Genomic DNA, 13,730 nt, shown 5'->3' with positions numbered 1-13,730 from the left:
GTGTGGCCCCCGTGCTGCACCTGACCGGCCCGGTCGTCCTCGACGACGACCGGGTGGTCGGCGAGGCGTGGGTGGTCGGCGGGCGGCTGACGTTCACCCGGCCGACGTCGCCGGGCGACGTCGTGCGCCTCGACGGCTGGGTCGTCCCGGGCCTGGTCGACGTGCACTGCCACATCGGCCTGGCCGCGGAGGGCGCCGTCGACCGCGCCACCGCCGAGGCCCAGGCCGTCGCCGACCGCGACTCCGGCGTGCTGCTGGTGCGGGACGCCGGGTCGCCCGCCGACACGTCGTGGGTGCACGACCGCGCCGACCTGCCGCGCCTGATCCGCGCGGGGCACCACCTCGCCCTGCCGAAGCGGTACCTGCGGCACTACGGGCGCGAGCTGGCGTCGCCGGCGGAGCTGCCGGACGCGGTGCGCGAGGAGGCCGCCCGCGGCGACGGCTGGGTCAAGCTCGTCGCCGACTGGATCGACCGCGACCTCGGGGCCGACGGCGACCTGCGCCCGCTGTGGCCGGACGGCGTGCTCGCGGACGCCGTGGCGGCGGCGCACGCGGCCGGCGCGCGGGTCACGGCGCACACCTTCGCCGCCGAGGCGCTGGACGGCCTGCTCGACGCGGGCGTCGACGGCCTCGAGCACGCCACCGGCGCGGAGGACCGGCACATCGCCCGGATCGCCGCCGCCCGCATCCCCGTCACCGCCACCCTGCTGCAGGTCGCGCAGTTCGGTGCCATCGCCGACCGCGCCGACCGGTACCCCCGCTACGCCGCGCGGATGCGGCGCATGCACCACCGCCGGTACGCGCACGTCCGGGACCTGCACGACGCCGGCGTCCCGCTGCTCGTGGGCACCGACGCCGGCGGGACCATCGGGCACGGTCGGATCGCCGACGAGGTCGCCGAGCTGGTCGCTGCCGGGATCCCCGCGCGGGACGTGGTCGCCGCGGCGTCCTGGCGCACGCGGGCGTGGCTGGGTGCGGCCGGGCTCGACGAGGGGGAGAGCGCGGACCTGGTGGTCTACGACGCCGACCCGCGGACCGACGTGCGCGTGCTCGCGGCGCCGCGGGCCGTGGTGCTGCGGGGCACGCGCGTCGCGTAGCGCCGGCCCGGCGAGGTCGTGCCGGTCACACGCGGGACGGTCGCGGGCGGGCCCGCGCATCTGGCAGAATGGCTCGCTGTACTCGGCGCGCGCGGCCCCTCTACCCGCACGCGATCGTGTCCTTCAGGTCCGACCCGGACCGCATGCCCCACGTGCGGACCGCGACGACCGCCCCGTAGACACCCAGGAGAGACCACACTGTGGCCACCAAGATCCGCCTGAAGCGCCTCGGCAAGATCCGGGCGCCGTACTACCGCGTCGTCGTCGCGGACTCCCGCACCAAGCGCGACGGCCGCGCCATCGAGGAGATCGGGAAGTACCACCCGACCGAGGAGCCGTCGCTCATCGAGATCTCCTCCGAGCGTGCGCAGTACTGGCTCGGCGTCGGCGCGCAGCCGTCCGAGCAGGTCCTCGCGCTGCTCAAGATCACCGGTGACTGGCAGAAGTTCAAGGGCCTGCCGGGCGCCGAGGGCACCCTGCGCACCAAGGCCGCGCCGGCCGACGTCAAGGCCGCGGTGGACGCCGTCGCCGCCGACGCCGAGAAGGCCAAGGCCAAGGCCTCCGAGAAGAAGGCCGCCGCCGCCGAGGCGCCGGCCGCCGCCGACGCGTCGTCCGAGGACGAGCAGGCCTGATGCTCGCCGACGCGCTGGAGCACCTGGTCCGGGGCATCGTCGACCACCCGGACGACGTGCACGTCGACGCCCGCTCGCTGCGGCGCGGCGACCTGCTCGAGGTCCGGGTCCACCCGGACGACCTGGGCCGCGTCATCGGCCGCGGCGGACGGACGGCTCGTGCCCTGCGCACCGTCGTCGGTGCGCTGTCGACCGAGGGCCCGGTCCGCGTCGACGTCGTGGACGTCGCCCGGCGGTGAGCCGCGCGTAGCACCATCCGGCACAGGCCCGGTCCCCCCGCGGGACCGGGCCTGTGCCGTGCCCGCCCCTACGCTGGTCCGCACCTGACCCGGACCGCCCCGAGAGGAACCCCATGCTGCTGACGGTCGCCCGGATCGGCCGCGCCCACGGGTTGCGCGGCGAGGTCGCGCTGGACCTGCGCACCGACGACCCCGCCGCCCGCCTGGCCGTCGGCGCCGTCCTGCCCACCGAGCCCGCCGACGCGGGGCCCCTCACCGTCGAGCGGGTCCGCGTCCAGCAGGACCGGTGGTACGTCACGTTCGCGGAGGCGCAGGACCGGACCGCGGTGGAGGCCCTGCGCGGCGTGGAGCTGGTCGTCGAGGTCGCGGACGACGCGACCACCGACGACGACGAGGACGACGCCTGGTACCCGCACGAGCTGGCCGGCCTGCGCGCCGAGCACGTGGACGGGCGCGTCGTGGGGGAGGTCCTCGGACTGGAGCACCATCCCGCGCACGACGTCCTCGTGCTGCGCGAGCCCGACGGGGCGCGCACCCTCGTGCCGTTCGTGCGCGCCATCGTCCCCGTGGTCGACGTCCCGGGCGGCCGCGTCGTGCTGGACCCGCCCGGGGGGCTGCTCGCGGCGGACGCGGCGAACCTCGTCGTCAGCGACGAGACGTCCGGCGCCCCGGCGGGGGACGACGACTGACGTGCGCATCGACATCGTCTCGATCTTCCCGGACTACCTGAGCCCGCTGGGGCTGTCGCTCGTCGGCAAGGCGCGCACCACCGGCCTGCTCGACCTGCGGGTGCACGACCTGCGCGACTGGACGAGCGACCGGCACCGCACCGTCGACGACACCCCGTTCGGCGGGGGAGCGGGCATGGTCATGAAGCCCGACGTCTGGGGCGCGGCCCTCGACGACCTGGTGACCGACGGCACCCGCCTGCTGCTCCCGACGCCCGCCGGCGCCCCGCTGACCCAGCGGCACGCCGAGGCGTGGGCGCAGGACACGCACCTGGTGATCGCCTGCGGGCGCTACGAGGGCATCGACGCGCGGGTCGCCGCGCACTACGCCGCCCGGCCCGGCGTGCAGGTCAGCGAGTACTCGATCGGGGACTACGTCCTCAACGGCGGCGAGGCGGCCGCGCTGGTGCTGGTCGAGGCCGTGGTCCGGCTCCTCCCGGGCGTCGTGGGCAACCCCGCGTCGCTGGTCGAGGAGTCGCACGGCAGCGCCGGCCTCCTCGAGTACCCCGTCTACACCAAGCCGCCGGCCTGGCGGGACCTCGAGGTCCCCGAGGTGCTGCTCTCCGGCCACCACGGCCGCGTCGAGCGCTGGCGCCGCGACCAGGCGCTCGCCCGCACCGCCGACCGGCGCCCGGACCTGCTGCGCCGGCTCGACCCGGCGGACCTCGACAAGGCCGACCGCGCCGCGCTGGCCGAGCTCGGGTGGACCGTCGGCGAGGAGGGCGTCGCGCCGCCGGCGTGACCTCGGCCACCCGTTTCGACCGGGGAGGTCCGCGTGTGGCAGACTTGTCCGTCGGTGCGCGCACGGTCACGTCTCTGCCACAGGGGAGACGAGCACGACCCGCCGAGAGATCGGCCGCTCACCTCACTGACTCCACCCGGCACCGCACGGTGCCGACGACGACGCGCGTGACCTGTGGCACGGCGGGAAAGCGACACACGATGTCCCACATCCTCGACTCGGTCGACGCGGCCTCCCTCCGCACCGACATCCCGGACTTCCGTGCCGGCGACACCCTGAAGGTCAACGTCAAGGTCGTCGAGGGCAACCGCTCTCGCGTCCAGGTCTTCCAGGGCGTCGTGATCGCCCGCCAGGGCGACGGCATCCGCGAGACCTTCACCATCCGCAAGGTCTCCTTCGGCGTCGGCGTCGAGCGCACCTTCCCGGTGCACTCCCCGACCCTGGAGTCCGTCGAGGTCGCCACCCGCGGTGACGTGCGTCGCGCCAAGCTCTACTACCTGCGCAACCTCCGCGGCAAGAAGGCCAAGATCAAGGAGAAGCGCGAGACGGTCCCGGCCAAGAAGGCCTGAGACCCGACAGCACGCCGACGGGCGGTCACCCCAGCACGGGGTGGCCGCCCGTCGTGCCGTGCGCGGTGGTGGGCAGGGGCAGGGGGACGTGGGAGAGTGATGCGGTGACAGACCAGGACGCGGCAGCCCACCAGGAGGCCCGCACCGGCGTGGTGCCGGCGACCGAGCGCAGGCGGGGGCCCGTCGCCTCGTTCGTCCGCGAGACCGCGATCATCCTGCTCAGCGCCATCGTGCTGTCCTGGGTCGTCAAGACCTTCCTCGCGCAGGCGTTCTTCATCCCGAGCGCGTCGATGCACGACACGCTGCTCGAGGGCGACCGGGTGCTGGTGAGCAAGCTCGCGCCCGGCCCGTTCGACCTGCACCGGGGCGACATCGTGGTGTTCGCGGACCCGGGCGGGTGGCTCGACCAGCAGGCGGTGCCCGAGACCAACGCCGTGCAGGACGCGCTGATCGCGATCGGCCTGATGCCGCAGCAGTCCGAGGACCACCTCATCAAGCGCGTGATCGGCCTGCCGGGGGACCGGGTCGCCTCGGCCGGCGACGGCTCCGCGCTCACCGTCAACGGCGTCGCGATCGACGAGTCGCCGTACCTCGCGCCCGGCGCGAGCCCCAGCGAGATCGCGTTCGACGTGACCGTGCCCGAGGGGTCGCTGTGGGTGATGGGCGACAACCGCCAGCACTCCGCCGACTCGCGGTGGCACCTCGGCGACGCCGGCGGTGGTGCGGTGCCCGAGGACGACGTCGTCGGCACGGCCTTCGTCACGCTGTGGCCGCTGGACCGGGTGGGGCTGCTCCGGAACCCGGGCGACGTCTTCGACGAGGTCCCGGACCCGTCATGACCCTGCTCGACGACGACACCACCGCACTGGGCGGCGTGGTCGCCCCCGCCGTTACCCGGGCGCCGCGCAAGCCGGCCGCCCCGCGCCCCGTCCCGCACCTGCGGCACGAGCGGGCGCTGCTGCGCGACGGCGCGCTGCTGGTCGCCGGGATGGACGAGGTCGGCCGCGGGTCGCTGGCCGGCCCCGTGAGCGTCGGCGTCGTGGTCGTCGACGCCCGGACCCGCAGCGGACCGCGCGGCGTCGCCGACTCCAAGCTGCTCACCCCGGCCGCGCGCGAGGCCCTCGTGCCCGCGCTCAGCCGGTGGGGCGTCGCCCGCGCCGTCGGGCACGCCAGCGCGGCCGAGATCGACGACGTCGGGATCATCGCCGCCCTCCGCCTGGCCGGGCAGCGCGCGCTCGCCACGGTGGCCGCGGTGACCGGCCCCGTCGACGCCGTCGTGCTGGACGGCTCCCACGACTGGCTGACGGAGCCCGCGCAGGGCTCGCTCTTCGACGAGGCCGTCGTCGCCCCGGTGGCCGGCCCGGTCGTGCACCTGCGGGTCAAGGCCGACCGCAGCTGCGCCACCGTCGCCGCCGCCAGCGTCCTCGCCAAGTGCGAGCGCGACGCGCTCATGGTCGACCTGTCCGCGCAGCACCCCGAGTACCGCTGGGACTCCAACAAGGGCTACGCCTCCGACGAGCACGTCGCCGCCCTGCGCACCCTCGGGCCGAGCCCGTGGCACCGGCGTTCGTGGCGGTTGCCGCTCGGCGCGTGACCGGTGCGCCGCCCGGATGGGGGATGATGGCTCGGTGAGCGCCGAGGACCTGGAGAACTACGAGACCGAGATGGAGCTCGCGCTCTACCGCGAGTACCGGGACGCAGTGGGCCTGTTCTCGTACGTCGTCGAGACGGAGCGCCGGTTCTACCTGGCCAACCACGTGGACCTGCAGGTGCGGTCCGCCGCGGGCGAGGTGTACTTCGAGCTGACCCTCGCCGACGCGTGGGTGTGGGACGTGTACCGGTCCGCCCGGTTCGTGAAGTCCGTGCGCGTCGTGACCTTCAAGGACGTCAACGTCGAGGAGCTGGTCAAGGCCGACCTCGACCTCGGCAGCGGGGGCGGCTTCGGCCGCTGACCGGCTGCGCCCGGCCGGAGCGGCGGGCGTGACCCCCGGACCGGCGCCGAACCGTTCCGGGTGCTGAGCGGCACCGGGTCCTCCACAGGGTCCGGTGCCGTGCGTCGTCCCCAGCCGCGACCCACGGCCGCGGGTCGACGAGCCCGGCCGCGGGCAGCCTCGTGGTCGGAGGTGACGCGGATGCGCACGAGGAACGAGACCGGCCGGCTGGGCGAGGCCCTGGCGGCGCGGTACCTGGAGCTCAACGGGTTCCAGGTGCTCGAGAGGAACTGGTACGGCCCCGGCGGGGGCGAGCTGGACGTCGTCGCGTACGACGTGGAGGAGGACGCCGTCGTCGGCGTCGAGGTGAAGACCCGGCGCAGCGCCGCGTACGGCAGCCCGGCCGAGGCCGTGACGCCCCGGAAGGTGCACCGGCTGCGGGTGCTGCTGGCGCACTGGCTCGCCCAGCACGACGTGCACGCGGACGCGGTGCGGCTGGACGTGGTCGCGGTCGAGCTGCCGCCGTCCGGACCGCCTCGGATCGAGCACCTCGTGAGCGTCGGCTGATGGCGCTCGGCCGGACGCGGGCGGTGGGACTGGTGGGGCTCGTCGGGCACGTGGTCGAGGTCGAGGCGCACCTGGCGCCGGCCCTGCCTGCCTTCGTGCTGGTCGGCCTGCCCGACGCGTCGCTGTCCGAGGCCCGGGACCGGGTGCGGGCAGCGGTCGGGTCGACCGGCCTGGCCTGGCCGAACCGCCGGATCACGGTCAACCTGTCGCCCGCCGCGCTGCCGAAGTCCGGTCCGGCGTTCGACCTGTCGATCGCCGTGTCCGTCCTGGCGGCCGCCGAGCTGCTCGACCCCGACAGAGCCGGCCGTGCCGTCCACCTCGGCGAGCTCGGCCTGGACGGGCGGCTGCGGCCCGTGCGCGGTGTGCTGCCCGCGGTGGCGGCCGCGGTCGCCGCCGGGCACCCGGACGTGGTGGTGCCGGAGGCCGACGTCGCCGAGGCCGCGCTCGTGCCCGGGGCGCGTGTGGTCGGCTGCCGCACCCTGGCCGAGGTCGTGCACCGGTACGGCGGAGCAGCACCCGCCACCGACGTCGCGGCGGTGCCGCCCGTGCGGGCCGCCCCCGCACGTCGCACGCCACCCGGCGACCTCGCCGACGTGCTGGGGCAGGAGGACGCGCGGCGCGCGGTCGAGGTCGCCGCGGCCGGCGCGCACCACCTGCTGCTGGTCGGGCCGCCCGGGGCCGGCAAGACGATGCTCGCGTCCCGGCTGCCGGGCCTGCTGCCCGACCTCGACGAGGCCGCCGCCGTCGAGGTGACGACCGTGCACTCGGTCGCCGGCACGTTCGACCCGCACCACGGCCTGCTGCGCCGCCCGCCGTTCGAGGACCCGCACCACACCGCGACGTCGGCCAGCATCATCGGCGGCGGCGGGGGAGTCGCCCGGCCCGGTGCGGCCTCGCGGGCGCACCGTGGCGTGCTGCTGCTCGACGAGGCCCCCGAGTTCCCCGCGGCCGTGCTCCAGACGCTGCGGCAGCCACTCGAGCACGGGGAGGTCGTCATCCACCGCGCCCGCGGGGCAGCCCGCTACCCGGCGCGGTTCCAGCTGGTCCTCGCCGCCAACCCGTGCCCCTGCGGGCAGGCCGTCGGCAAGGGCCTGGCCTGCACGTGCACCTCGCGGGACCGGCGGCGGTACTTCGGCCGGATCTCCGGGCCGCTGCTCGACCGCGTCGACGTCCAGGTCGAGGTGCCGGCCGTCCGGCGGGCCGCGCTGCGCGGGACCGGCGAGAGCACGGCGACGGTCGCGGCCCGGGTGGCTGCGGCGCGCGCCGCGCAGGCCGACCGGTGGTCGGGGACGCCCTGGCGGGTCAACGCCGAGGTGCCGGGGCGGGTGCTCCGGGAGCGGCTCGGACCGGACCCGGGGCTGCTGCAGCTCGTCGACGACGGCATCGACCGCGGCACGCTCACGCTGCGTGGCGCCGACCGCGTGCTGCGGCTGGCGTGGACCGTGGCGGACCTGGCCGAGCGGACGGCCCCGCACCGCGGCGACATCGGCTCGGCGGTCGCCCTGCGCACCCGCGGGCAGGCCGGCGCATGACCGCCGCACGAGGTCCCGTGCCGGTTCCGGACGAGGAGCCGGCACGCGCAGAGATCCTGGCCCGCGTCGCGTGGAGCCTCGTCGCGGAGCCGGGCGACGCCACGGCGGGCGCCGTCGTCGCGGCCCTCGGTGCCGCACCTGCGCTCGCGTGGGCACGATGGGCGGTCGACGTCCCGGCCCGGGACGCGCTGACCCGGCTGCGCGGGATGGCGCGGTCGTCGGCCGGCCGGGACGAGGGCCGGCACGCCGACGGGCGCCGGGCGCGTGCCGGCGGACACGAGGCGCCCACCGGAGGGCCACGCGCTCCTGCCGGCGGGTCCGGCGGGTCCGGCGCTCCGGCCTGCGGGCTCACCGCTCCGGTCCAGGACGGCCTGTGGCCCGACCCGTGGCCCGAGTCCACCGCCCGCGTGCTCGCGCGGGCGCTGCCGCGCTGGGCGCCCCGGTTGGACGGAGCGGAGCCGGAGCGCGCCGTGGCGGTGCTCGCGGGCCTCGGCGGCACCCTGCTCGTGCCCGGCCGACCCGGCTGGCCCCGCCGGCTGGACGACCTCGGGCCGGCCGCACCCCTCTGCCTGTGGGTCCGGGGCGACCCCGACCTCGGCGGCGCCACCGAGCGCTCGGCGGCCGTGGTGGGCGCACGCGCCGCCACCTCCTACGGGGAGCGGGTGGCCGCCGACCTCGGGGCGGGCCTCGCCGAGCGGTCGGTGGCGGTGGTCTCGGGCGGGGCGTTCGGCATCGACGTGGCGGCGCACCGCGGCACCCTCGCGGCCGGCGGCGTGACGGTGGCGCTCCTGGCGGGCGGGATCGACCGGCCGTCACCGGCGGGGAACCTCGACGTCCTCGAGCGCCTGGCCGACGAGGGCGGCGCTCTCGTCGCGGAGTGCCCTCCCGGCACCGTGCCGAGCCGTTCGCGGTTCCTGCACCGGAACCGGCTCATCGCCGCCCTCGCCGGCGCCACGGTCGTCGTCGAGGCCGCCTGGCGCTCCGGCGCGCTCAGCACCGCTGCGCGGGCCGTGGACCTGCTCCGGCCCGTGGGTGCCGTGCCGGGGCCGGTGACCTCCATGGCGTCGGCCGGGTGCCACCGGCTGCTGCGCGACGGCGCGGCCGTGTGCGTGACCGACGCCGACGAGGTCGTCGAGCTCATCTGCGGGGACGGGGGAGTAGTGCCCGGCGCGGGGACGCACGCGGCGCGCGCGGACGCCGCCGGGTCTCCCGGTGACCCCGTCGCGACGCAGCGGGCGGACCGGTCCGACAGCGTGGCGTCCGCCGTCCTCGACGCGCTGGGCCCGCGCCGCGGACTCGCCGTCGAGGAGGTCGCGCGCCGCGCCGGGCTCGCCGAGCGCGAGGTGGCCGCCGAGCTCGGGCTGCTCGAGCTCGCGGGCGCCGTCCGCTGTGCGTCGGGACGCTGGCTGCGGGCGCCTGCGGGTGATGCCCGCGGGCGCTGACGGCCCGCGGGGACGGCATCGTCCCGACGACTCCGTGTCACAGATCACGGCCGCGCGCACGCCAGGAAAGCGTCTTCACACCCACGGGGGACGCGGCGGTGATCACGACGGTGTCCGCCTGGTGGACAGGAGTGCCACGGAATCACCATGAAAACGCCTGTAAACGGCACCCGGAATCGGACATACGACCCTGATTCGTACAGGGGTGGGTGAAACGCGCCACACATGCCTTGTCGCCCGCAGGGGTGACGGGTGACCGTAGTCCCGTGCAGACGGGGGCCGAAGCAGCGACGGCGCGGGGGAACGCCCCCGTGGTCGACGCTTTCGCGCTCCACCTCGGCGCCCAGCGGGGCCTGGCGGACAACACGGTCCGGGCGTACCTGGGGGATCTCGCCGACCTCGCCGGCTACGCGCGGCGGCACGGCGTGCCCGACCTGATGGACGTCGACATCGTCGTGCTGCGCGGCTGGCTCGCCTCGATGGCGGCCACGCAGCGCAGCCGGGCCACGATGGCGCGCCGCGGCGCCGCGGTCCGCACCTTCTTCGCGTGGGCGGCCCGGACCGGCCGCGTCCCGCAGGACCCCGCGCTCCGGCTGGCGAGCGCCCGTCCGGCGTCCCACCTGCCGACCGTTCTCGACCAGGCCTCGGCCGCGACGCTCCTCGACGCCGCCCGCGTGCGCGCGGACGACGGCGACGCGGTGCACCTGCGCGACTGGGCGGCGCTGGAGCTGCTCTACGCCACGGGCGTCCGGGTGGGCGAGCTGTGCGGCGTGGACGTGGACGACCTCGACCTCGGTACGCGCACGCTGCGGGTGACGGGCAAGGGCGACAAGCAGCGCGTGGTGCCGGTGGGCGAGCTCGCGGTGGACGCGGTGCAGGCCTGGCTCTCCCGGGGCCGGCCGGTGCTCGCCACGGAGACGTCCGGCCCGGCGCTGCTCCTGGGGCAGCGGGGCAAGCGGATCGACCAGCGCCGGCTACGCCAGGTCGTGCATGATGTCGCGGGGTCGGCCGGTGTGGACGACGTCGCGCCGCACGCGCTGCGGCACTCGGTGGCGACGCACCTGCTCGAGGGCGGGTCGGACCTGCGCAGCGTGCAGGAGGTCCTGGGTCACGCCAGCCTCGCCACCACCCAGCGCTACACCCACGTGACCGCGGACCGCCTCCGCGCCTCGTTCGAGCAAGCACACCCCCGAGCATGATGTCCGAGATGGAGACGCCCATGTCAGTTCCGGCTGAGGACACCGTCCCGCTGGCTGCCTCGCAGCGACGCGCGTCCAGCGCGCCGCTCGGCGTGATCCCCCGGCAGCTGACGCTCGAGGGCGAGCTCGGCCTGGACCCGCTCGTCGCGCTCGCGGCCGGCACGGTCGAGGCCGAGATCGACCTCGACGCCGCAGTCGACCTGGAGGGCGTCGTCGTCACGCTCACCGCGGTCGCGGACGTCCCCGCCGACCTGTCGGACCTCACCGAGGCGCCCGCCGACCCCGTCGCGCAGGACTGGCTGCTGTTCAAGTCCGGCGGTGACCGCCTGGTGCGCGAGCGGCTGATCCTGCACTACGCCCCGCTGGTGACGGCCGTCGCCGGCCGCGTGGGCATGCGGCTGCCGGCCATGGTCGAGCAGGCGGACCTCGTCTCCTACGGGATGTTCGGCCTGATCGACGCGATCGAGAAGTACGAGCCCGGCCGTTCCGTGAAGTTCGAGACGTACGCGAGCTCGCGCATCCGTGGCGCGATCATCGACGAGCTGCGCGCCATGGACTGGATCCCGCGCTCGGTCCGGACCAAGGCCCGCGCCGTCGACCGCGCCTACGCGGAGCTCGAGAGCCAGCTGCACCGGGTGCCGACCGAGAGCGAGGTCGCCGCCCGCCTGCAGATCGACGTCCGCGAGCTGCGCGCGCTGTTCACCCAGCTGTCGACGGTCAACGTCGCGGCGCTGGACGAGCTGCTGGGTGCCGGCGAGGACCGCGGCGACCGGCTGTCGCTGCTCGACACCCTCGGCGACGACCGCACGCCCGACCCCGAGAACTCGTTCGAGGCGCAGGAGACGAAGTTCCTGCTGGCCCGCGCGATCGACCAGCTCGGCGAGCGCGAGAAGCTCGTCCTGGTCCTCTACTACTACGAGGGCATGACGCTGGCGGAGATCGGCCGGGTGCTCGGTGTCACGGAGTCCCGCATCTCCCAGATGCACACCGCGGCGATGCTGCGGCTGCGGGCGCGCCTGACCGAGGCGGACCGCGGCTGAGCAGCACCACCGGGCCGCCGCGCAGCAGCAGCACCGGGTCGAGGTAGACCTCGCCGTCCCGCACGCCCCAGTGCAGGCAGGCCGGTACGCAGTGGCTGCGCACGCCCGCGACGGTGCCCACCACCTGGCCGCGGCCGACGCGGTCGCCGACGGCCACCGCCGCGTCGACCGGCTCGACGGAGCTGCGCAGCCCGTCGTCGTGGCGGACGGTCAGCACCGGCCGGTCCACGACGACGGTCGCGAACGTGACGGTGCCGTCGCGAGGTGCGCGCACGGCGGTGCCGACGGGCGCGTCCAGGTCGACGCCCCGGTGCCCGGCCACCCAGGGTGCCGCCGGTCCGTCGAACGGCTCCACCACCGCGACGGGCTCCACGGGCGCCGCCCACGCCTCGGCCGTCGGCGGCGCGAGGTGGCGGCCGGAGGCGGCCCCTGTGACCGCCGGGAGCGCCGCGACCAGGACCGGCACGGCGACGGCGGCAGCCGCGGCGAGCAGCGCGAGAGCGGCCCGCCGCGGTGAGCGGGGGAGCAGGGCCGGGTGCGGGACGGGCATGGACCGACCCTCCCGCCCCGCGCTCCTCGCTCGCCGTCCGGGGACGGTGCGACTGGGGACGACGCACGTGGCCCCGACCTGTGGACGTCCCGGCGCCCGCGCCCCGGGCCGTTACCCACCTCCGCGACCGCGCGCGGGCCCCGTGCACCGCCCCTGGGCGTGCCCGCCGTCACGTCGCCCGCGTCCCGGGGGCTGGTGGCGGTCCGGTAGACTTCCTTCTGCGACCGGTACGTGCCGGTCGACATCGCGCGTCATCACCGACGCCACGAGCCCGAGCCGCTGGACGGTTCCGGGTGCGCGGCGGAGGACCGACGCCGGCACTGGTCCGGGTCCGCCCGGCGTCGGCGTGGGTGTGGCGCCAGGGGCACCACCCGTGGTGGGAGGTGCCGACAACCGGACGAGCGGGTCCGCCCAGGCGGGCCCGCGATCAGTGTGCGCGCCCCCGCTGGGGCGCGCCGGAAGGACGTGCCATGGCCGTCGTGACCATGCGCCAGCTGCTCGAGAGCGGTGTCCACTTCGGGCACCAGACCCGCCGCTGGAACCCCAAGATGAAGCGCTTCATCTTCACCGAGCGCAACGGCATCTACATCGTCGACCTGCAGCAGTCGCTGTCCTACATCGACCGCGCGTACGACTTCGTCAAGGAGACGGTGGCCCACGGCGGCTCCATCCTCTTCGTCGGCACGAAGAAGCAGGCGCAGGAGCCCGTGGCCGAGCAGGCCGCCCGCGTCGGCATGCCGTACGTGAACCAGCGCTGGCTCGGTGGCATGCTCACCAACTTCCAGACGGTGAACAAGCGCCTGCAGCGCCTCAAGGAGCTCGAGCTCATCGACTTCGACGACGTCGCGGGCAGCGCCTTCACCAAGAAGGAGCTCCTCATCATGCGTCGCGAGAAGGACAAGCTCGCGAAGACGCTCGGCGGCATCCGGGACATGACCCGCACGCCGTCCGCGGTGTGGATCGTCGACACCAACAAGGAGCACCTGGCGGTCGACGAGGCGCGCAAGCTCGGCATCCCGATCGTCGCGATCCTCGACACCAACTGCGACCCGGACGTCGTCGACTACCCGATCCCGGGCAACGACGACGCGATCCGCGCCGTGCAGCTGCTGACCCGCGTGATCGCGGACGCGGCCGCCGAGGGCACCATGCAGCGTCACTCCGCCCGTCAGGGTGGGGGCGCGGACGCCGCTCCGGCCGAGGCCGAGCCCCTGGCCGAGTGGGAGCGCGAGCTGCTCGCCGGCGCCGAGGAGAGCCTGGCCTCCGACGCGACCCCCGAGTCGGCCGCCGTCGCTGCCGCCGCCGGTGACCCGGTCGCCCCCGAGGGCGAGGCCGGCCCCGCCGAGGGTGCTGCCACGCCGGGCCAGGACGCCGCGCCCGCCGTCGAGGCCGCTGCCGAGGCCGCTGCTGCCGAGACCGCCGCCGAGTCCGAGGGCGACGCCGAGTCCGAGTGACCCGGTCC

The 13,730-nt window shown here is 75.9% G+C and carries 16 protein-coding genes; 15 read left to right on the top strand and 1 reads right to left on the bottom strand.

Features of this window, described 5'->3' with window-relative positions:
• Positions 1 to 11: 11 nt before the first annotated feature.
• The 14 genes from ACWPWW_RS04730 (at position 12) to whiG (ending at position 11,718) form a co-directional block, all read left to right on the top strand.
• Positions 12 to 1,097 (top strand): amidohydrolase family protein, encoded by a 1,086-nt coding sequence (locus tag ACWPWW_RS04730; RefSeq protein WP_454049183.1) that lies wholly within the window; start codon positions 12 to 14, stop codon positions 1,095 to 1,097.
• Between the two features lie 200 nt (positions 1,098 to 1,297).
• Complete coding sequence (rpsP, locus tag ACWPWW_RS04725) at positions 1,298 to 1,729, top strand: 30S ribosomal protein S16 (protein WP_454049182.1); 432 nt, start codon at positions 1,298 to 1,300, stop codon at positions 1,727 to 1,729.
• Positions 1,729 to 1,968 carry an RNA-binding protein gene (locus ACWPWW_RS04720; protein ID WP_454049181.1) on the top strand — a complete coding sequence of 80 codons (240 nt, stop codon included), beginning with the start codon at positions 1,729 to 1,731 and terminating at the stop codon, positions 1,966 to 1,968. The genes rpsP and ACWPWW_RS04720 overlap by 1 nt, the downstream gene beginning before the upstream one ends.
• A gap of 113 nt (positions 1,969 to 2,081) precedes the next feature.
• A complete protein-coding gene (gene rimM / locus ACWPWW_RS04715) occupies positions 2,082 to 2,657 on the top strand; it encodes a ribosome maturation factor RimM (protein ID WP_454049180.1) in 576 nt (191 codons plus the stop codon).
• Position 2,658: 1 nt separating this feature from the next.
• On the top strand, positions 2,659 to 3,438 hold the full coding sequence (gene trmD, locus ACWPWW_RS04710) for a tRNA (guanosine(37)-N1)-methyltransferase TrmD (RefSeq protein WP_454049179.1): 780 nt from the start codon (positions 2,659 to 2,661) through the stop codon (positions 3,436 to 3,438).
• Positions 3,439 to 3,638: 200 nt separating this feature from the next.
• The gene (rplS, locus tag ACWPWW_RS04705) at positions 3,639 to 4,007 is read left to right on the top strand and encodes a 50S ribosomal protein L19 (RefSeq protein WP_454049178.1); all 369 of its coding nucleotides are present in this window, start codon (positions 3,639 to 3,641) and stop codon (positions 4,005 to 4,007) included.
• 104 nt (positions 4,008 to 4,111) lie between these two features.
• Positions 4,112 to 4,846, top strand: a complete 735-nt coding sequence (lepB, locus tag ACWPWW_RS04700; protein ID WP_454049177.1) for a signal peptidase I — start codon at positions 4,112 to 4,114, stop codon at positions 4,844 to 4,846.
• Positions 4,843 to 5,601: a ribonuclease HII gene (locus ACWPWW_RS04695; RefSeq protein ID WP_454049176.1), complete on the top strand. Its 759-nt coding sequence runs from the start codon at positions 4,843 to 4,845 to the stop codon at positions 5,599 to 5,601. The genes lepB and ACWPWW_RS04695 overlap by 4 nt, the downstream gene beginning before the upstream one ends.
• 34 nt (positions 5,602 to 5,635) lie before the next feature.
• Positions 5,636 to 5,959 (top strand): DUF2469 domain-containing protein, encoded by a 324-nt coding sequence (locus tag ACWPWW_RS04690; RefSeq protein WP_147793871.1) that lies wholly within the window; start codon positions 5,636 to 5,638, stop codon positions 5,957 to 5,959.
• 180 nt (positions 5,960 to 6,139) lie between these two features.
• Positions 6,140 to 6,505, top strand: coding sequence for a YraN family protein (locus ACWPWW_RS04685; protein ID WP_454049175.1), 366 nt, complete (start codon positions 6,140 to 6,142; stop codon positions 6,503 to 6,505).
• Positions 6,505 to 8,037 carry a YifB family Mg chelatase-like AAA ATPase gene (locus ACWPWW_RS04680; RefSeq protein ID WP_454049174.1) on the top strand — a complete coding sequence of 511 codons (1,533 nt, stop codon included), beginning with the start codon at positions 6,505 to 6,507 and terminating at the stop codon, positions 8,035 to 8,037. The genes ACWPWW_RS04685 and ACWPWW_RS04680 overlap by 1 nt, the downstream gene beginning before the upstream one ends.
• Positions 8,034 to 9,479, top strand: coding sequence for a DNA-processing protein DprA (gene dprA, locus ACWPWW_RS04675; protein ID WP_454049173.1), 1,446 nt, complete (start codon positions 8,034 to 8,036; stop codon positions 9,477 to 9,479). The genes ACWPWW_RS04680 and dprA overlap by 4 nt, the downstream gene beginning before the upstream one ends.
• A gap of 311 nt (positions 9,480 to 9,790) precedes the next feature.
• Complete coding sequence (locus tag ACWPWW_RS04670) at positions 9,791 to 10,678, top strand: tyrosine recombinase XerC (RefSeq protein WP_454049172.1); 888 nt, start codon at positions 9,791 to 9,793, stop codon at positions 10,676 to 10,678.
• 20 nt (positions 10,679 to 10,698) lie between these two features.
• A complete protein-coding gene (whiG, locus tag ACWPWW_RS04665; protein ID WP_454049171.1) occupies positions 10,699 to 11,718 on the top strand; it encodes an RNA polymerase sigma factor WhiG in 1,020 nt (339 codons plus the stop codon).
• Here the strand turns inward: whiG and ACWPWW_RS04660 are convergent.
• The gene (locus ACWPWW_RS04660; RefSeq protein ID WP_454049170.1) at positions 11,636 to 12,268 is read right to left on the bottom strand and encodes a M23 family metallopeptidase; all 633 of its coding nucleotides are present in this window, start codon (positions 12,266 to 12,268) and stop codon (positions 11,636 to 11,638) included. The two genes, whiG and ACWPWW_RS04660, sit on opposite strands and share 83 nt — an antisense overlap.
• Before the next feature lie 470 nt (positions 12,269 to 12,738).
• Here ACWPWW_RS04660 and rpsB point away from each other — a divergent pair, with 470 nt between their 5' ends.
• Positions 12,739 to 13,722, top strand: a complete 984-nt coding sequence (gene rpsB, locus ACWPWW_RS04655; RefSeq protein ID WP_454049169.1) for a 30S ribosomal protein S2 — start codon at positions 12,739 to 12,741, stop codon at positions 13,720 to 13,722.
• Positions 13,723 to 13,730 lie beyond the last annotated feature (8 nt).

The sequence above is a fragment of the Cellulomonas sp. Marseille-Q8402 genome, assembly GCF_965119525.1.
This window is presented reverse-complemented; position numbering and strand designations above follow the sequence as displayed.